Origin of the sequence: Ruminococcus sp. AF31-8BH, assembly GCF_003460605.1 — a bacterium.
Classification (GTDB): Bacteria; Bacillota; Clostridia; order Lachnospirales; family Lachnospiraceae; genus Blautia_A; species Blautia_A acetigignens.
Genome location: NZ_QTVN01000002.1, coordinates 1 through 19,028, shown reverse-complemented (window position 1 = coordinate 19,028; position 19,028 = coordinate 1). Strand labels below are relative to the sequence as shown.

Annotated in this window: 14 protein-coding genes, 1 other RNA gene and 1 other annotated feature; of the genes, 1 reads left to right on the top strand and 14 read right to left on the bottom strand. The window is 46.8% G+C overall.

The features are described 5' to 3' along the window. Positions 1–115: 115 nt before the first annotated feature. The 4 genes from rplS to DWZ38_RS02450 all read right to left on the bottom strand — a co-directional run bounded on the left by rplS (position 116) and on the right by DWZ38_RS02450 (position 3,867). Positions 116–463, bottom strand: a complete 348-nt coding sequence (gene rplS, locus DWZ38_RS02465; protein ID WP_021924395.1) for a 50S ribosomal protein L19 — start codon at positions 461–463, stop codon at positions 116–118. A gap of 178 nt (positions 464–641) precedes the next feature. Continuing rightward, the gene (locus tag DWZ38_RS02460) at positions 642–1,574 is read right to left on the bottom strand and encodes a hypothetical protein (protein WP_021924394.1); all 933 of its coding nucleotides are present in this window, start codon (positions 1,572–1,574) and stop codon (positions 642–644) included. 309 nt (positions 1,575–1,883) lie between these two features. Further along, on the bottom strand, positions 1,884–2,759 hold the full coding sequence (locus tag DWZ38_RS02455) for a methionyl aminopeptidase (protein ID WP_117849691.1): 876 nt from the start codon (positions 2,757–2,759) through the stop codon (positions 1,884–1,886). Positions 2,760–3,090: 331 nt separating this feature from the next. Next, positions 3,091–3,867: a ZIP family metal transporter gene (locus DWZ38_RS02450; RefSeq protein WP_117849688.1), complete on the bottom strand. Its 777-nt coding sequence runs from the start codon at positions 3,865–3,867 to the stop codon at positions 3,091–3,093. A 482-nt stretch (positions 3,868–4,349) separates the two neighbouring features. Between DWZ38_RS02450 and DWZ38_RS02445 the strand changes: the two genes are divergently transcribed. Then, positions 4,350–5,720 (top strand): MATE family efflux transporter, encoded by a 1,371-nt coding sequence (locus DWZ38_RS02445; RefSeq protein WP_021924593.1) that lies wholly within the window; start codon positions 4,350–4,352, stop codon positions 5,718–5,720. Between the two features lie 98 nt (positions 5,721–5,818). Here the strand turns inward: DWZ38_RS02445 and DWZ38_RS02440 are convergent, their stop codons facing one another. The 10 genes from DWZ38_RS02440 to thrC form a co-directional block, all read right to left on the bottom strand. Then, a complete protein-coding gene (locus DWZ38_RS02440; protein WP_021924592.1) occupies positions 5,819–6,796 on the bottom strand; it encodes an OmpA family protein in 978 nt (325 codons plus the stop codon). Positions 6,797–6,808: 12 nt separating this feature from the next. Beyond that, complete coding sequence (locus tag DWZ38_RS02435) at positions 6,809–8,431, bottom strand: MotA/TolQ/ExbB proton channel family protein (protein WP_021924591.1); 1,623 nt, start codon at positions 8,429–8,431, stop codon at positions 6,809–6,811. 413 nt (positions 8,432–8,844) lie between these two features. Then, positions 8,845–9,444, bottom strand: coding sequence for a histidine phosphatase family protein (locus DWZ38_RS02430; protein WP_347518597.1), 600 nt, complete (start codon positions 9,442–9,444; stop codon positions 8,845–8,847). 11 nt (positions 9,445–9,455) lie between these two features. Further along, entirely contained in the window at positions 9,456–11,873 is a 2,418-nt protein-coding gene (gene pheT / locus DWZ38_RS02425; protein ID WP_117849685.1) for a phenylalanine--tRNA ligase subunit beta, read from the bottom strand. A 53-nt stretch (positions 11,874–11,926) separates the two neighbouring features. Beyond that, positions 11,927–12,946, bottom strand: coding sequence for a phenylalanine--tRNA ligase subunit alpha (gene pheS / locus DWZ38_RS02420; RefSeq protein WP_117850375.1), 1,020 nt, complete (start codon positions 12,944–12,946; stop codon positions 11,927–11,929). Positions 12,947–13,218: 272 nt separating this feature from the next. Further along, positions 13,219–13,437, bottom strand: a binding site (T-box leader). 34 nt (positions 13,438–13,471) lie between these two features. Beyond that, positions 13,472–14,452, bottom strand: coding sequence for a YihY/virulence factor BrkB family protein (locus tag DWZ38_RS02415; RefSeq protein WP_021924966.1), 981 nt, complete (start codon positions 14,450–14,452; stop codon positions 13,472–13,474). A gap of 172 nt (positions 14,453–14,624) precedes the next feature. Further along, complete coding sequence (locus tag DWZ38_RS02410) at positions 14,625–15,971, bottom strand: SpoIID/LytB domain-containing protein (RefSeq protein ID WP_178105251.1); 1,347 nt, start codon at positions 15,969–15,971, stop codon at positions 14,625–14,627. Positions 15,972–16,045: 74 nt separating this feature from the next. Further along, positions 16,046–17,104, bottom strand: a complete 1,059-nt coding sequence (locus tag DWZ38_RS02405; protein WP_117849680.1) for an aldose epimerase family protein — start codon at positions 17,102–17,104, stop codon at positions 16,046–16,048. A gap of 21 nt (positions 17,105–17,125) precedes the next feature. Continuing rightward, positions 17,126–17,303: non-coding RNA, 6S RNA (ssrS, locus tag DWZ38_RS02400), on the bottom strand. A 77-nt stretch (positions 17,304–17,380) separates the two neighbouring features. After that, positions 17,381–18,871, bottom strand: coding sequence for a threonine synthase (gene thrC, locus DWZ38_RS02395; RefSeq protein ID WP_021924969.1), 1,491 nt, complete (start codon positions 18,869–18,871; stop codon positions 17,381–17,383). Positions 18,872–19,028 lie beyond the last annotated feature (157 nt).

The following is a 19,028-nucleotide window of genomic DNA, read 5'->3' as shown; positions in this document are numbered from 1 at the left end:
AGATACACGATTTCATTCTAACACAGTTTCCGGTAAAGAAAAAGAAAAAAATGCTGCACAGACAGTGATCGCCATCTGTGCAGCAAATTTCATTCACGATTGAATACGTCCAAAATTATCTAACCAGCTCTTTAACCTTAGCTGCTTTACCTACACGGTCTCTTAAGTAGTTAAGTTTTGCACGACGTACTTTACCACGACGAATAACCTCAACCTCTTTTACGTGTGGGGAATGAAGCGGCCATGTCTTCTCAACGCCAACACCGTTGGATGCTTTTCTTACTGTGAAAGTCTCACGGGTGCTTCCGCCCTGTTTCTTTAATACAGTTCCCTCGAAGATCTGGATACGCTCACGGTTACCCTCTTTGATAAGAGCGTGTACTCTTACGGTATCTCCTACGTTGAACTGCGGTACTTCTTTTTTCAGCTGCTCTGCTTCGATGTTTTTAATAATTTCGTTCATGTTATTCTCTCCTTATTCTCTGGATGTTCTTAATACCCATCACGGTAACAGCGGACCATCTTTTTTCACAACATAAGTGATTATACTATAGTTGTTCCCGTATTGCAACCATTATTTTTGCAAATTTTGTTTCTCACCAGGTTTTCTGAAGTTTTTTCGCATTCTTTACAAATAGCCATTATTTTTCAAGCCATTGTCGAAGCATATTCTCATTCACTTTAAGGATAGCCGCTATCTGCGATTTCGCCATCCCCACTTTTGTCAGTTCTATTGCCGTTTCTTTTGCCTTACGTATTTCACCCTCTGTAATACCTAATTTCTTTCCATCATCGTACCCGGCCTCATATTCTGCCTTACGGAGCTTTTTCTCCTCTTCCTCTTTGTCGTATTCAAATATACTCACAGCAATCACCTCTGCTCTATTTTTCTTCAGGAATTCTGCAAGGATCCCACTTTGAATGCATTCGTCCACTGCACATTTGACAGCTGCATCCAGTTTCATTTCTTTCTTGTATTTTCTTACCAATGCAACGTATTTTGCATATTCTCTCAGTGTCTGGCACTGCTCCATCAGTTCTTTGTTATGCCCTTCATTCATATTTAATGTCAGTACCTTTAATTCAAGCCTTGGTTCTTTATCCGGCGTTTCATACGCATCTGACAATGCATTTTCCCATCGGTCTTCTTTTTTCTCTGTTCCATTGTAGAACACAATAAAATTCGGAGCCGGTATTTTCTGCAATACAGAAGAATATAAAGACTTATGGTCAACCAGCTTTTGATACTCACTGGAAATATAAAACAAATCCCTTAACGGCATGTTTGGATTATATGTAGACTGGTGTTCATACAAAAATAGATTCGTAGCAATGATAAACGCAAGATCATTCTTCATCCCCATATAAATTGCATTTTCCAGTGTCACGATTTCCAATTCTTCCGGATTTTTGTAGGAAGTCCCATTTACTGCATTATACAATGACAGCAAATTCTTCCTGTCAGAAAAAATCATTCGAAATACGGTATCTTTATAGTTTCTGTTTGCTTTCAGATTCTTTTCTGTAATCTGCTTTTTCTTTACAGTACCAGCGTTATTCTTTCTTTTTGCCATAGGCTTATACCTCCTGTTCCTCCAGGAGTATGGGAATATGCCGCACTGCTATTTTACACCTCAAACCCCTGCCCTGTTTTTTGATTGAAATTAAAAGCATGGATTTCTGAAGTGATGATTTAGAATAACAGATGGCAAGAATGCCTAGACTTATAGAAATATGCTTTGAAATTATAGTACCATTTGCTCTAAACTTTTTCAAGAGCCTTTCTAAAAAAAGCCATGTATACAAGTAAAGAATTTCACCTGTACACACGGCTTATTGTTTTATGAAACTTTCTGTAGATGCCTTTCCCTTTCAGTAAAACCTTACCAGCAGATGACCTCGCAGCCGTCTTCGGTTACCAGGACGGTTACTTCCCACTGGGCGGAGGGCAGGCCGTCTTCGGTACGGACGGTCCAGTCATCTTCCTCGTCGGTATAAACCTCGTCGCTTCCCATGTTTACCATAGGCTCAATGGTGAACATCATGCCAGGCTCCATGATCACACCGCTGTTTTCCTCAGAGGTGTAGCTAACCCACGGATCTTCGTGGAATTCCAGGCCTACGCCGTGGCCGCCGATTTCTTTAACGATGGTGTAGCCATTCTCAAGAGCATGCATATGCACCGCATGTCCCATGTTACCGATTGGCTCCCATGGTTTTACCTTGGAAATACCGATTTCCACGCATTCCTTGGTAACGCGGACCAGCTTCTCCTTCTCCGGGCTTACGTTTCCGATGCAGAACATACGGGAAGAATCGGAGAAATATCCATTATAAATAGTAGAAACATCTACGTTTACAATATCGCCATCCTTCAAAATCTCATCCTCGGAAGGAATGCCGTGGCACACTACCTCATTGATGGAGGTGCAAACGCTCTTTGGAAAACCTTCATAATTCAGCGGGGCCGGGATTCCGCCGTGGCGTACGGTCTCCTCATGAACCCAGCGGTCGATCTCCTCTGTGGAAACGCCGGCTTTGATGTGTTCTGCCACGTAGTCAAGAACTGCAACGTTGATCTTGCAGCTCTCCTTGATCTTCTCGATCTGCTCCGGAGTCTTGATCAGCTTGTGGTCCAGGACCGGATAGCCTTTCTGTCTGAGCATCTCCACCTTCGCATCAAAAGCCTCATGACATTTTTTGTATTTCTTTCCGCTGCCGCACCAGCAGGGATCATTTCGTCCGATTTTTGTTGACATTTTACTCTCTCCTTCAAATCCTGGCTGCCAGATCCGGCAGTCTGTTTTCTTTTGTAAAAATTTTCTCTGGTGTCTATTTTATACTTGAAATATGCAAATTGCAACAGTATTTCCAAATATGAAAGTCAGTTGTTCCGCGCTGGTTACTGTTCATAGGTAATATTCCGCGAGGTGTTTTTTGTGAACAAAGTTCACAGAAAACCCGAGGATTGCGGCGCGAAATCATTCAAAGCATGATTTCTGTGCATCGCGAAGCGTGTTACTGGGCACGAAGTGAACAGTAACCCGCGCTGAGCGCTCCCACAACTGCCGACCGCATTCGTAATCCGAGCTATCCAAGCGCCACATCCAGCACCATCATCAGCACAAACCCGCCTGCGAACGCCAGGGTTCCGATGTTGCTGTGTTCCCCTTCGCTGGCTTCGGGAATCAGCTCTTCCACTACCACGTAGATCATGGCACCTGCCGCAAAAGCCAGCAGATAGGGAAGCACCGGAGTAATGTACTTCGCAAGCAGAAGGGTCAGACCGCCCGCGATAGGCTCCACCGCACCGGATGCAGTTCCATAAACAAAGGATTTTCTCCGGCTCATTCCGTTGCCGCGAAGGGGCATGGAAATAATGGCGCCCTCCGGAAAATTCTGTATGGCAATTCCAATGGCCAGGGCAAATGCGCCCGCCATGGTCACCGTCTCATTTCCGGACAAAGCTCCCGCAAACACAGCTCCTGCCGACAGCCCCTCCGGAATATTATGCAATGTCACCGCAAGTACAAGCATTGTTGTTTTTTTTAAATTGCATTTTGGTCCTTCGTTTTCCTCACTGTCCAGATGAAGATGAGGCACTGTGCGGTCCATAAAAAGCAAAAATCCAATTCCAATCAAAAATCCAACTGCCGCAGGAATAAAAGCCAACCGTCCCATCCTAGCATTCATATCCATTGCCGGAATCAAAAGGGACCATACCGAAGCCGCCACCATCACGCCCGCCGCAAAACCAAGAAACCCTTTTTGCACCAGCGGATTCAGTTCCTTTTTCATAAAGAAAACACAGGCCGCCCCCAGGGTCGTTCCAAAAAAAGGGATCATCAGTCCCCAGAATACATTCATACGCACAAAACTCCTTTATATTCTACAATAGCTTATGCCGGAAAAAAGGTTCTGTACCAGATCTCTGCCGCATCCACGCGGCCAGGTACCATTCCTGCCCTTTTTATGTCCGGTCAAAAGCAGTCTCATTTAGTTAGAATATCCTAACTCGTAATATCATATCACATTTCCCTCTGAATTCCCATACTGCTTATTGGTAATTTCTATCATCAATCCATCCAAAACATTTTCGTATGCCGCTCCAATGGCACGGAATCATTCTTGCCTAATATTCGTCCCTATGTTATACTTACTCCTTGCGGGTTACTGCATATTCAGGCAGTCCTGCGATCCTTACAAATTACTTCTCAGCACCTGGCAGATACACAGTTTAGAGCGTGCCCCCAAAATCAATCCCGCAATCTGCACACCCCCGCTTTGCGGTATATTTTGCCCGAAGTCCGTTGCTGCCCGGAGGCTGAGTTTTAGAAAAGAGGTATTCCATGGAACAGACAAAAGAACAGAAACTTGGCACAATGCCCTTGCCCCGTCTTATGGCTAGCCTTGCAATTCCTTCTGTAATTGCCCAGCTGATCAATGTTCTTTATAACATTATTGACAGAATGTACATTGGGCATATCCCCAAAGTTGGACCAATCGCACTGACAGGAGTAGGACTTACCTTCCCCATCATTATGCTGATCTCCGCATTCAGCGCATTTATCGGTGCAGGAGGTGCTCCCCTGGCTTCCATTGCCCTTGGAAAAGGTGACAAAGAACGTGCGGAAAAAATCCTGGGAAATGGTGTCAGCGTCCTTCTTATTTTCTCCATTTCCCTGACAATTATTTTCATGATTTTTAAGCGTCCCCTTCTGTTTTTGTTCGGGGCAAGTGACCAGACCATCACCTATGCGGTAAATTACATCACCATTTATCTCATGGGAACGATTTTCGTACAGTTTGCTCTGGGACTGAACATGTTTATTTCCTCCCAGGGACAGGCGCGGACTGCCATGCTTTCCGTACTGATTGGAGCCGTGATCAACATCATCCTTGATCCCATTTTCATTTTTGTATTGAATATGAATGTACAGGGCGCTGCCCTTGCCACGATTATTTCCCAGGCAGTGAGCGCAGTGTGGGTAGTAAAGTTTCTTCTCTCTGAGAAATCCGCCATCCGCATCCGCAGGAAAAACCTTGCCATTGACTTTTCCATTCTGAAAAATATTATGGCACTTGGAATTTCTCCTTTCATCATGCAGGCAACAGAAAGCGCCATCAACATTGTATTAAACCGCGGACTTTCCATTTACGGCGGAGACCTTTATGTAGGATCCATGACCATCCTGCAAAGCGTAATGCAGCTTGCGGTAGTTCCCATCCAGGGCTTTACCCAGGGCGTACAGCCGATTATCAGCTATAACTTCGGTGCCCGTAAGTTTGACCGTGTGAAAAAGACCTATCGTCTTACCATCAGCTTTACCTTTGCGGTTTCCACTATTTTCTGTCTTCTGACCGTATTTTGCCCGGGTATGTTCGCCGGAATCTTTACCTCTGACCCTGAACTGCTTGCACTGGTGAAAAAAGTAATGCCAATCTTCATGGCGGGAATTGCCATCTTTGGTATTCAGATGGGCTGCCAGACTACTTTCATGGGACTTGGACAGGCGAAAATTTCCCTTTTCATTGCCCTGCTTCGTAAGGTGATCCTACTGATTCCGCTGGCACTGATTCTTCCGAAATTCTTTGGTGTTATGGGAATTTATTACGCAGAACCAATTTCCGATATCACCGCGGCAACCACAGCCTTCACTATTTTCCTCTGCGTCCGCAAGAAAATCGTGTCCGAGGAAGCCCTTTCCAGGCTGGGATAAAACACAACTATCATAAAAAGAGAGTATCTTCTTACCTTCCCCAAAAGGAAAATGGTAAAGATACTCTCTTTTATATTTCATAAATTTCAGCCGAATTATTAATTACCGCTGTCCGTTCCTGCATCCGCAGCCCCATCTGTACTTCCCGCGGTGTCCTCGCTTCCGGACATGATCTTGCTCAGCTCATCGATCATCTCGTCATCCTTCAAGCGGAACTTAACCTCAACACGGCGGGACGCTTCCTTATCTACGTTTCCATTGGCATCCAGAATAGGGTTCGCCATGGAATGTCCGTTTACGGTAAGGTAATCCTGCAGATCCAGACTCTGGTCTGCAGTCAGGAATTCTCCCTGGATGTCCAGAAGATACTGTGCCACTGCAAGGGAACGTCTCTGTGACAGTTCCAGGTTGTACGCATAATCACCATCTGTATCCGTATAACCGTCAATGATGATCTCTGCAAGATAGCTCTTATATGTATCCTCCATCAGAACCTTGCAGTAAATGGGAAGTACGTTTCGAAGTGCTTCCTTACCAGCATCTGTAAGCTCTGACTCATTTACATCGAACAGAACGCTGGCATCCAGTGTAAGGGCACCAGTCTGGGAATCCAGATTTACATTGATGTTGTTGTTCTTGAACTCTTTCTGGAGAGCCTCTACAACCTCAGCTTTGACACCGATAATATTATCGATCTTGGTCTGCTGTTCACTGAGCAGTGTAGTCTTCTCATCCAGATCTGTCTGCTGCTGATCCAGAAGAGCCTGCTGCTCTTTCAGCTTGGCTTCCTGCTCTGCCAGTGTCTGGGCAAGGGCCGTGAGCTTCTCATCCTTGGTCTTAATGGTGCCTTCCTGTTCCTCAATGGTATTCTGCTTGGCAAGAAGATCTGCTGTATACTCTGCCTGAAGGGCCAGCTTCTCATCTCTCTCCTGAATACTCTCGTCGTAGCTCTTCTGAGCCTGAAAAAGCGTCAATGACATGATCAGTATGAAAAGAAGCAGAACACCGGCCATAACATCGGAGTAGGAGCGCCATACATTAAAGCCGTCCTCTCCTGATTTTCTTTTTTTGCGCATGTTTCTCTCCTCTTATCTGAATAAGCCGAATTTCCCTTTCTGTGCAGCTTTGGAAAGCTCCTTCATGTTCTTGTTGATCTCTTCCAAAAGAGCCTGCTGTCTCTCATTCTGCTCTGCGATCAGGTCCGCAAGCTTGTCCATGGAATCATTTCTTCCGCTTGCGATCAGAGATACATCTCTTGTGTTGGCTGCAGAAACCTCGCTAAGGAGACGTCTTACCTGCTCCATAGTCTTATAGGAAAGCCGCTGATACTGGGCAAAATCTTCCATCTGCGCGGTGAAATTCTCCGCCATCTTCTTGTTGGCCTGGATCAGATCTGCACTTTCCTGACCTGCAGAAGACACCTTCTCAATAGAAGCAGCTGCTGTCTCCACATATTTCTGCATTGCCTGATTACATGCAACCCAGAACTTGGCAGCGGATTTCTCAGCATCCTTCAGGTAATCCACAACATGCTGGTAATCCTGCTGCTGCATCTTCTGGATCTCCTGATTCTCGGAAAGGATGCGGTTGGCTGTGGACATATACCGTGTCTGCATGCCGCCCATCTCCTTCACCATATCGGTGATGGCCTTGTCCTGCTTCTCATAGGTCTCAGAAAGCTTCTGGCTCATGGTCTGGTACATGGCAGACGTATAAGCTGTGTTCTCTTTCTGAGCCTTCTTCAGCTGGTCAAGAGCCAGGTTGAAATCACGGAACTGCAGATGGAAGGAATTGTTCATCTGCTTCAAAAACTCATCGGAAATATCCCGGATGGCATCCTCCTGGCATCTGGTCACAGAAGCCACCAGCATATCCAGAGAATCGTTCATCTTCTGGAAGGTAGGGGTAATGACCTTTTCAAAGCTGTCTGCCATCTGAACGGAAAATTGCTCTGCCATCTGCTTCATGGCACTTGTCTGCAGCTTCTGGCTTGCAAGAAGCAGGTTCCTGGATTCATTCTCCGCAGTAGGCATTACACAGGAGTGGAATTTCTCAAGGAATGCCTGCAGTTCCTCTGTCATGGAAGAATACTCTCCTTTCATGCCAAAGGTATATACAATGGAAAAAGAAATACCATAAATAGAGGTAAGGAACGCTACCTTAATACCTTCTACCAGCGCTGCCACAGAGGAAGTCATGGCGCTGTAGTCTGTAGGCTGGAAATCACGAAGTCCCCATACCAGACCAAGGAAGGTTCCCAGAATACCGATGCTGGTGAAAATATCCGGCACCATTTCCAGAAGCTTCTTGTGGATGTGGATATCCAGCTCGTCTTCATTGATAAACTCCTCGATATCTCCAAGACCTTCCTTACTGTTGTTGATGCTGTCTGTGAAGCTGTCCATCTTCTGATCCAGATATTTATCATCAAACAGTTCTCCTAAGTAAGTGAGATTCTTCGGGTCGGTCTTGCCCGGAGTCTTGAACATGCTGTTCAGTTCTTCTACTGCCCTGTGAAATGCAGAGCCAAGATTGTTCATGCGGAACATTCCGCCGAACATTGCGATCATGTACAGTACTGCGATCACCGCCAGGAATACGAAATTGTAAATGGTGGATGATACATTTCCTCTGCCTGCGTATAATGTCAGCGCAGTGGTACCTGCAAGGACCGCAACAAACAATACAGAATGTGTTATTTTTTTCTTCATTGTCTGCCTCCCCATGTTTAATTTTGATGTTAGGGTCAAAAGGTCTTTTGCCCCTAACTTGATATCCACGAATTGCTCCGCTGCAAAGCAGCTCCCGCAATTCTCGAACATTCGGAATCCGCTGATTTACTACGTAAATCGCTACCTCCTCATGTTCGGCGGGTCCCAAGTTCAAAAGCCTTATCATGCAAGCATGAACGGCTTTTTGACCTTTTGCCCCTGATATCATCATATATTGTGAATTATAGTATATTTTTATTATAATATCACAATTTTCTAATAATAACAAGTCGCCAGGCATAATTCGCATTACTATAAAAAATACCAGGCTAAAAAAATACCCCTGTCCGGTAAAAAGGCCTGTTTGACTGTCTTTTCACATAGACAAGGGTATTATAACATATCACATATTTTCAGGCGTAAACCTTATCTTCCTCCAGGAATCTGGCTTTGCCATCTTTTACTTCTACTAAATTGATGCTGCAGTTGGGCGGCACGCATCCATGCCAGAAATGCTCCGGATCCTGATACAGATTCTGAAGCAGCGCCCGCACTGCACATCCGTGGGAAGATACCAGCACGGTCTTATCTGCCAGAGAAGGATCCGTGGTTTTCTCCACCCAGAAATCCCTGGTCCGCTTCAGCACATCCTGAATATTTTCCCCATTGTTGGGACGTGGGAATTTCAGAGGATCCTTGAAAAACAGATCAAATTCTCCGCAGTCTGACTCCATGGCATCGCCTTTTCGCATCACATGGCCTTCCAGATCTCCGAAATTAATCTCCTGGATCCGCGCATCCGGTATCGTTGGAACATCCCTGCCCCCAAGTACCAGAGCCGCTGTCTGTCTTGCCCGGGTAAGAGGGCTGGTAAAACAGATGTCAAAATCCACATCCCGCAACACCTCTCCCGTCTTTTTCGCAAGGTCGATTCCCTCCTGTGCAAGAGGAATATCCGCTGCCCCCTGGGCCTTATGCAGATGATTCCAGGGAGTCAGCCCATGTCTTATCACATATAAAAGCATCAGCTTCTCAACTCGATTCCAAGTCCTTCCAGACCATTTAAGATTTTCTTCATTGCTGCAGAAATCTCGCTCTCCTCCAGAGTCTTGTCATGATCACGGAATACAAGGGCATAAGCCATAGACTTGTAGCCGCCTCTGATCTGGCTTCCTTCGTAGATATCAAACAGCTGATAGCTCTCCAGGATCTTTCCGCCGCGCTGTACCAGAATATCCTCGATCTGTCCTGCAAGAACGTGCTTCGGAACCAGCATACTGATGTCACGGGTTACAGCCGGATATTTGGCAATTCCAGTGAACTTGTGGTTGAAGTTTGCAAACTCCAGAACGCTCTTAATATCAATCATTGCAATATATGCACGGTCGCCGATTCCGTAATTGTCAGCAACCAGCGGATGAACCTCTCCAAGGTATCCCACAACAGTGCCTTCATAGATCATGTTGGCCTGTCTTCCAGGATGAAGGAACGGCTTCTTGCTTGCAGGATCATATTCCATTTTCTTCTTCATGCCGATCTTTTCAAAGAATTCCTCGCAAACACCCTTCATGTCAAAGAAATCACCGTTTCCGTACATTCCAAGTGTGAACATGGTTCTCTCATCCGGCAGTTCTGTAAGCGGCAGAGCCTTTGGCAGATAAACATTTCCAAGCTCGTACAGGCGAACGTCTTTGTTTCTTCTGTTGTAGTTGGTTGCAAGGGAAGAAAGCATTCCGTTCAGGGTGCTGGTACGCATGATGCTGTAGTCCTCACCAAGCGGATTGCTGATGGTGATCACCTGGCGGAGCATATCATCCTCCGGGATTCTTAACTTGTCAAATACCTTCGGGCTTTCGAAGGAGTAGGTCATGCCTTCGGAAAATCCGCAGTACTCTGCGATATCTCTTGCAATGTTCTCAATGCGAAGCTTAAATGGCATTTTTCCTGTGGTAGCTTCACCGGACGGTAAAGTAGTCGGGATCTTGTCATATCCGTAGAAACGTGCAACCTCCTCAGCAACATCTGCCATGCAGTGGATATCCTGACGGAAGGTAGGTGCTACGATCTCATTTGTTTCCTCATCATAGGCAAGCTCAATTTTTGCAAGATAGCCAAGCATCTCTTCTTTGGAAAGATTGGTTCCAAGAAGTCCGTTGATGCGGTCTGGCTCAAATTTCACACGGGATGGCTCACTTACTTTGCTGCAGATGTCAACCATTCCTCCAACAACCTCGCCGGCGCCAAGCTCTTCCATCAGCTGGCAGGCTCTGTCGATTGCGGCTTTTGCATTGTTTGGATCAAGGCCTTTCTCGAATTTACCGGAAGCATCTGTACGAAGTCCGATTCTCTTGGAGGAAAGTCTGATGTTGGTTCCGTCGAAGCATGCTGCCTCGAAAAGAACGGTGTGCACATTGTCTGTGATCATGGAGTTCTCGCCGCCCATGATACCAGCGATTCCAACCGGCTTCTCGCCGTCGCAGATCATCAGCACGTTCTCATCCATGGTACGCTCCTGGCCGTCAAGAGTGACGAATTTCTCGCCCTCGCCAGCACAGCGGACAACGATCTCATGGTTTGCAATGGTGTCAAGGTCGTAAGCGTGCATTGGCTGTCCGAACTCTTCCATTACATAGTTTGTAATATCAACCAGGTTGTTGATCGGGCGGATTCCGTTGGAAGCCAGGCAGCGCTGCATCCATTTCGGGGACGGTCCGATCTTTACATTTTTTACCACTCTTGCACAGTAACGCGGGCAAAGCTCCGGTTTCTCTACAGTTACTTTCACGTAGTCGGATGCTTTCTCATCGTTTCCTGTCACCTTTACTTCCGGCGGGCAGAATTTCTTGCCGAAGGTAGCGGCTGCTTCTCTTGCGATTCCAAGAACGCCGTAGCAGTCTACACGGTTGGAAGTAATCTCATATTCAAATACAACGTCGTCAAGTCCAAGTGCCTTGATCGCACTCTCGCCCACAACTGCATCTTCCGGGAAAATATAGATTCCGTATTCCGGAGCTTCCGGATACATGTCGCGGTTGCTTCCAAGCTCTTCAATGGAGCACATCATACCGTTTGACGGAACTCCGCGAAGCTTGCCGGCTTTGATCTTGATTCCGCCAGGTGTCATTTTGCCGTCATGGCCGCCAGCTACACGTCCGCCGTCCAGAACAACCGGAACCTTGTCTCCTTCTTTAACATTTGGTGCACCGGTTACGATCTGAATGGTCTCGCTGCCGATATTTACCTGGCAGATGATCAGCTTATCAGCATCCGGGTGCTTCTCGATCTTCTCGATCTGTCCGATGACGATTTTGTCAAGGTCTGCGTCAAGCTTGGTAAATCCCTCTACCTTTGTACCTGACAGGGTCATTGCATCTGTATATTCCTGTGCGGTTACATCAAGATCCGGCACATACATTTTCATCCAAGATAATGAAGTATTCATTTATTTAATCCTCTTCTCACTTTTTATTTATTAGAGCCTTTTTCAAACATGCTCTAGAACTGTTTCAGGAAACGGATATCGTTCTCATAAAGCAGGCGCATGTCATCGATCTCATATTTCAGAAGGGCAATACGCTCAAGACCTACACCGAATGCAAAGCCTGTGTACTCATCCGGGTCAATGCCGCACATGCGAAGTACGTTGGGATGAACAGTTCCGCAGCCAAGGATTTCAATCCAGCCGGAGCCTTTACAGAAACGGCAGCCTTTTCCGCCGCACTTGAAGCAGGAAACGTCAACCTCTGCACTTGGCTCTGTGAATGGGAAGTGGTGCGGTCTGAATTTGGTTTTTGTCTCAGGTCCGAAAAGCTCTTTGGCAAATACTTCCAGAGTTCCTTTCAGATCTGCAAAGGTAATGTTCTTGTCAATGACAAGTCCCTCGATCTGATGGAAGGATGGAGAATGGGTTGCATCCACCTCATCAGAACGGAATACACGGCCAGGTGCGATCATACGGATTGGCAGCTTGCCTTTCTCCATGGTACGGGCCTGTACCGGGGAAGTCTGGGAACGAAGAAGGATGGAGTCATTGATAAAGAAAGTATCCTGCTCGTCTCTTGCCGGATGGTTCTCCGGGATGTTCAGTTTGGTGAAGTTGTAGTCTGCATACTCCACTTCCGGTCCTTCTACAATCTCATAGCCCATTCCGATGAAAATACGCTCCACCTCTTCCAGGGCGATGCTGTTGGGATGACGATGACCGATTCTGGATTTCTTTGCAGGAAGAGTTACGTCGATGACCTCGGCTTTCATTTTCTCTTCTCTGACTGCTTCCTCTAATTTCTGTCTGGATTCTTCCAGAAGACCCTCGATCTTGGCTCTTGTCTCATTTACAAGCTGTCCTACTTTCGGTCTTTCTTCCGGTGATACGTCCTTCATTCCTTTTAAGATTGCGGTCAGTTCACCTTTTTTTCCAAGATATGCAACGCGCACATCGTTTAACTTGTCCAGGCCTTCGGATTCCTCGATCCGGATTCTGGCGTTCTCAGCCAGTTCCTGAAGTCTCTCTTTCATATCCATGGTTCATTTCTCCTTTATTCTTATGATCTGCCAGAAGAGTGGAAGGAAGGAAAGGAAATCTCGGCATAGCCGATATTTCCTATTGTAAAAGTGGATTGCTCCGCGCTTCGCGCTCCCGCAATCCCCCCCATATTCACAATCCGGCCTATCGGCCTACTTGTTCATATGGGGTAGCCTGGGCAATATCTGTGCCTGCGTGCAAGCAAGCTTTCACGCAGGCACAGCTGCTGCCCAGACTTTTACAATAAAAAAGCTCCGTCCCCAGCTAAAGGGACGAAGCATATCCGCGGTACCACCCTGATTCCTGTGTATACAGGCTCTCTCGCCGCTTAACGCGCAGCATCACGTCGCTTCCTACTGAATCTTTCAGAAACGCGGCTCCGATGCGAAACTCAGAAACTATCTGAACTTAAGGAAGCTTACAGCCGATGACTTCCTCTCTCTGGAAGAAAATAATTTCCTAAAAACACCTTCCTGGCTTTTTCTCTTTTATTACTATGCCACAGGAAAGCAAATCTGTCAAGGGCTTTCTTTTTCTTTCTTTTTGGCTTCGGAGGATTGTGTTTTCTTCTCCGGCACTTTCTCCAGAAGCTTTCTTTTCTCTTTTTCGATTTCTTTTTCCGCTTCCTCGTGCTCCCGGCTTAACATTTCCCGCACAGATGCCTGGGCCAGCCGGAACTGTTTCTCAAAGTAAGAATTGATCTCCGCACCGTACAAAAGCAGGTTCATGCAGATGTACAGCCACAGCATTACCATGATCAGTGCCGTCAGGCTTCCGTACATATTGCTGAAGCCTGGAAACAGCTCGAAATACAGGGAAAAGAAATAGGAAAACAAGGACCATCCCGCTGCGATCAGCACCGCTCCCGGCACCTGGCTTTTGAAGGTTGCCTTGCGGTTGGGAAGCATTTTATACAGAATCAGGAAGATCAGAAACAGGCCGGCAAACACAAGGGCTGTCCGGGCTCCGATCACCTTGCCGATGATTTTTCCCACAAAAGGAATGTATTTCAGCGCCATGGCCTGGATCTGGTTTCCCAGTACCAGAAGAAGGAGGCTGGCAATGATGGCAACGCTGAACATAAAAGTATATACCACTGCATACAGCCGGGTCATCAGCCAGTTACGGGTCTCCTTTACATGGTAAATGGTGTTCAGCCCATTGGTAAGGGACTGCATGGCTTTCCCCGCAGACCACAGTGCCATGATAGCGGAAATAGGAACCACTGCCGTGCTTCTTCCATAAACCTCAGATACAATGGTAAGCACAAAATTCTGTATATTATGGGGCACAAATGCCCGGATGGCCTCGCTGACCATGTTGTACGTCAAAGGCGTATAACGGATCATAGTTGTAAGAAACAGAATAAACGGAATGAACGACATGATCAGAAAGTACGCAGCCTGGGCTGCATATGCGCCCACATGATCCCCGTTTGCCCGCTGCATGAACCCACGGATCAGCTGGACAACGCTCTGTTTTTCTTTCTTCTTATCCATACAATTGCTCCTGCTGTTACTGCGATAGGCGGTGCAGGACCTGATATAGCAAACATTAAACATCTGCTGCATTTAAGTACCCCTGCCAGTCTATCGCGCAATTTTTTGTATCATACCATGAAATGGGATTTCTGTCTACTGTCTGCCTGGATATTGCCTGCCATCGGAAAATTTATTCGTACCTGTCCAAGGTAATGTCCCGAAAAAAATATTTCAGGATTTCCTGCCAGCTGTAACCTTCTTTTGCCATCTCATTGGCTGCCGTCTGGCTCATTCCCACGCCATGCCCGAAACCGCCGCCTGTGATTTCCACGCAGCCGCCTTTATTTGCCTTCAACTGAAAATAAGAGCTTGGCAGAAGGCTTCCCCCAGTCACGGTGCTTCCATCTTTTTCCGTGATGGTCTGGCCCTGCGGGGACAAAAATTCCCGGATTTCGTATTCCCCTTCTAACTGCACCGCCTCCTTTTCTGTGGTGATCTGAAGCCCGGTTACGGCACCGCTTTCACTTTTTTTCACCACCTGTATGGATTCCAGGCTTTCACTGCCGGTCAGATTCCTGGTTCTCTCTTCCAGAACCGTCCAGGGAATTGTCACCTTCCAGCTGCTCCAGGGAGCGTTCTGATCAAACTCGCATTCCACGCTTTTCAGATAGGAGGATGACGTCCCGCCCCAGATTTCGTCCGTGCTGGTTCTGCCGGATGAGGTGGAAAAATAATAGGCAGTTACTGTCTTTCCGTCCTGGCACATGATCTGGCCGCTGGTTTCTCTTACTGCCTGGCTGGTTTTGTCTGTGGGCGCAATGTTGCCATAGACCTGGAAATTCACGCTGTCATCCACATCTGCCCCGTATTCTTCCTGAAGGCTGCCCTCTTCCATCTGGCATACAGCATAGGTTCTGGCACATACTGCCTGTGCCATCAGGGCCTGGCTTTCGTAGGAGGCCGGCATCTCGCTTGGAACCACGCCTTCCAGGTAGGTTTCCAGGGGAAGTTCATTGATCAGGAGCAAGCCCTGGGGCGTATTTTGAATTTCCAGGGTTCCGTAGTAAACCGGCGGACTCTCCTGTCTTTCTATGGAGGTGATGGTGATTCCCGCTTCTCCGCCTCCCAGGACAAGTTCGCCCTGGGAAAGTTCGGGGGAATCTGGAGTATACTCATAATCTGCTCCGTTTAAATTCAAAGTCACAGAGGAATGATAATAAGATTGATAGCCTGAATCCATGAGAAGCACACGGATTTTTCCTGACAGCGTAGAAAGTCTCTCATCCCCAGATTCAGCAATTTCTGGAAGGTCATCGTTCTCCGTTGCCTCAGCGCTTCCAGTATTCTGCACACCAACCGTCATTCCGCTCTCAATCCCTCCCGCCCCGGCAATTCCCAGCACACATCCTGTCCAGGTTTTCCAGCCTTCTTTTTCCCTGGCGCGGTTCACCTCCGCCGCCTTATGAAACAGCAGCAGCCACCCCAACAGCACAATGAGAAAATAATTAATTTCATAAAAAAATCTGGTCTTCTTCATACAGTAAATATATGAAGAAGACCAGACAAACATGTCCTTATATATGGGAATATTGCCACAGGCAGCCTGTCCTTTTATTTGCGCACGCCAAACTTATATGCAGTAAAGGACTGGTATTTCTCTCCGGCTTCCAGTACAGGAGAATGGAAGGTCTCCACATTCACTGCGTTTGGCTCCACCTGTGTCTCCAGACAGAAGCCCTCACGCTTGTTGTAAACATGTCCGTTCTTGCCTTTCTCATCAATGACGAAATTGCCTGCATAGAACTGCACGCACGGACAATCAGAAATTACATCCATCGTAATACCAGATGCCTCATTATAAGCAGATGCGATCACTCTTCTGTTGCCCTTGGCGTAATTGTCGGTCACATAGTTGTGGTCGTAGCCGCCAGTAAACTTCAGCTGCTGGAAATCGGCGTCAATCTCGTCACCAATCTTCTTAGCCTTGTTAAAGTCCATTGGAGTGCCCTCTACCGATGCATACTCACCTGTAGGAATGGAAAATTCATCCACCGGAGTGTAATCCTTGGCATGAATGGTAACATATGTATCCAGAACCTTGCCGCTGCCCTCTCCTGCAAGGTTAAAGTAAGAGTGGTTGGTCATGTTGGCCACGGTTGCCTTGTCGCTGATGCCGCCGTAATAAATCTGGATGGCATTGTCCTCAGTCAGCTCATAAGTAACGGAAACCTCAAACTCTCCCGGAAATCCGTTCTCCCCGTCCGGGCTGATCCTGAAAAAAGTAACTGCATTTTTATCCTGATCGGTATTCTTCACAGTCCAGATCTTCTTCTCGAAGCCATTGGGACCGCTGTGAAGATTGTTGTCATTCTCATTCTTTCCTAACTGATATTCCTGTCCATAAAGGGAAAATTTCGCGCCTCCGATACGGTTGCCGCTTCTTCCGATAATGGCTCCGAAAAAGCATCCGTTCACCTCATACTGCTGAACGTCATCATAGCCAAGCACTACATCTATAAGCCTGCCGTCCTTATCCGGAACAACCACCTTCACAAGGATGGCACCGTAATCCATAACCTCTGCATAAGCGCCCGACTGATTCTCAAGATGATAGAGAGTAATCTCCTCGCCGGAGGTTAATTCCCCAAATTTCTTTGCTGTAACACCCATGTTACCTGCCTCCTGATTCTAAAAAATCCCAGAATGCCGTTCCCTTTCTTTTGACGCCTAGCTTGCCGCTAGGTGGGTATCCTCAACAGGACTTCTGCCTACCACAACGAGAGGTCTGACATCCGCACTGCGATCTTGGATTCCCTTGATGTCAATGTAGGTTCAAAAATAAAAGGGGCCTCGCACATCCCAGGATTCTTTTTTTCTAAAAGTTATTATACTCTAGTATATGCCGTTTTTCAACATAAAATGCAGATTTTTCAGCAGACATTTCCTTTATTTGATTCCGAGAATATCCTTCACGGTCTTCGGCATATCCTCTGCATCCACTACGCGGTCATGAAGAACCGGTGCGGTACGGATATCGTTGACAGCTTTCGGCACTGCTACGCCAGAGAGCTTCTCCAGGGCGTCTGCAAGTCCGAAGTCATCCAGATTCTCATGTCCCTCTGAAATAGCATCCATAACGCTTCTTGTAAATTTGTACGGGCTTGCTGTGGAAGCGATCACTGCCGGAACATCGTCCTTTGTATCTGCCACATATTTCTTATATACGCCTGCCGCAACTGCAGTATGCGTATCAATGACATAATCACTGGCCTTATAAACCTCACGGATGGCATCCTTTGTCTCCTCTTCTGTACAGAAGTTGCCGTAGAAGTCTGCAAGCTGTGCTTTCATCTCAGGTGTAATGGTGTACTCGCCGCCTTTTGACAGTGCTTCCATCAGCTGCGCGCAGGTATCCGGATTCTCGCCTGTAATACGGTAGATCAGACGCTCCAAGTTGCTGGAAATCAGAATGTCCATAGACGGAGAGCTGGTAAGGATGAAATCTCTCTTACGGTTATAAGTACCAGTGGAGAAGAAGTCAAACAATACCTTGTTCTCATTGGATGCACAGATCAGCTTCTTCACCGGAAGTCCCATCTGTTTCGCATAGAATGCTGCCAGAATGTTTCCGAAGTTTCCTGTAGGTACTACCACGTTGATCTCCTGGCCGGCCTGGATCTTGCCCTGGCGGACCAGTGTGGCATAAGCGTATACATAATATACGATCTGCGGAACAAGACGTCCGATATTAATGGAGTTGGCGGAAGAAAACTGGAAGCCTGCATCGGCAAGCTCTGCTGCCATCTCCTTGTCATTGAACATTTTCTTCACTGCTGTCTGGGCATCGTCAAAGTTGCCTGTGATGCCGACTACGTAAGTATTGGTGCCCTTCTGGGTCACCATCTGCTTCTCCTGGATGGGGCTTACGCCGTGCTTCGGGTAAAATACAATAATTCTTGTGCCCGGAACATCCGCAAAACCAGCCAGTGCAGCCTTGCCGGTATCTCCTGAGGTCGCTGTAAGAATGACGATCTCATTTTTCACGTTGTTCTTCTTCGCAGCGGTGGTCATCAGGTATGGCAGAATAGACAGTGCCATATCCTTGAACGCAATGGTCGGTCCGTGGAACAGCTCCAGGAAATATGCACCGTCTGCTTCCTTAAGAGGTGCGATCACATCTGTATCAAATTTCTTATCATATGCACTGTTAATACAGGTTCTTAATTCTTCCTCTGTAAAATCTGTAAGAAGACGGCTCATTACCTGATATGCTGTCTCCTGATAAGACATCTGGGAAAGCTCTTCCATAGAAACATCAAGGGATGGAATGCTTGTGGGTACAAACAGACCTCCATCTTCAGAAAGTCCCTTCAAAATAGCCTGGGAAGCGGTTACCGGCTCCCCTTTTCCTCTGGTGCTCTGGTACATTACCTGCATGTTGTCATTCCTGCCTTTCCTTTATTGTCACAGGGCTAACGCATTTCTCCTGTTCTGGTACAAAATTCTCTTATTTTTTCTATCATTTTGACCTTACAGGTATTATACATACTTCACCGTGCTAAATCAATAGGAAATTTTAAAAAGCCACCCAGGC